The organism is Vibrio sp. TRT 21S02 (assembly GCF_050113675.1).
Lineage (GTDB): Bacteria > Pseudomonadota > Gammaproteobacteria > Enterobacterales > Vibrionaceae > Vibrio.
Window position 1 is genome coordinate 1 of sequence record NZ_JBNJOI010000064.1, and the last position, 910, is coordinate 910.

Consider the following 910-nt stretch of genomic DNA (forward strand, 5'->3'; position numbering starts at 1 on the left):
CTTGAATCTGAACTTGTTGAAATAAATTCCATATCGAACCAAACATTATTTATTTCTCACTCTCCATTTTTCGACCAGTATTGTTTGCATAACGCCGCATTAAGGTGCAAACAACGCTAAACACCTAACCCAAACCACTGCACCTTAAACACTAAACCCAAGTTTAAACTGAGATCGCCAAGCGTTGTGAGTCACTCTTAAATGCTTTGTTAGGCGATTATTGTTCATATTGTTTTATCCGTACTTTCCCAAGTTCATTTCTACTACTATAACGATATTTAGGATAATAAACCCAATATAAATATGGATACTTGGAATCTTGAGCAACTTGTAGTTCTAATTCCCCAAGATGAACAATTATCCGTATATTACTCCGTTCTAATGGTCGAGTTTTATGAGTACTTATGTATTGCTTATTCTTTAAAGCGTTAAGAAGCATTTCATTGTCAAAATCTTCATAAGTTCCAACTACAAAACTGTCTTCACTAATTAGATTTGATACTTCATTTTTTATTAGGTAGCCCAATAGAAATTGCGATAGAAAACTGAAAGCAGCAGTACAAAGTAATACAGTTACCACTACACCTCTTTTCCTCCACTGATAAAATGGGATTGTAAGAAGAGTTAAAAATACACATAGCGTGATTATCCAGAACACTGAAGACGCCCATAAATCGTATATTCCTATCATGTATCTCCTAATCGCCTAACGCCGCATTAAGGGGTGAACAACGCCACCACCCGGATTAAACCATTGTGCCGTAAACACTAAAGCTAGTTCAAACCAAAATTGCCAAGCGTTGTGAATCCCTCTTGAATGCTTTGTTATATGCCTTGGATTCAAGTACGAAGTGCGACACCTCTGAACATAAAAACAGTGAGATGCGATAATCATGAAGTTTGCTCCCGC

The 910-nt window shown here is 36.7% G+C and carries 1 protein-coding gene; it reads right to left on the reverse strand.

Translation table 11 applies throughout. The annotated features are described in order from the left end of the window. Positions 1-217 precede the first annotated feature (217 nt). Positions 218-580 carry a hypothetical protein gene (locus tag ACQEXU_RS21940; RefSeq protein WP_427012298.1) on the reverse strand — a complete coding sequence of 121 codons (363 nt, stop codon included), beginning with the start codon at positions 578-580 and terminating at the stop codon, positions 218-220. Between the last annotated feature and the right edge of the window lie 330 nt (positions 581-910).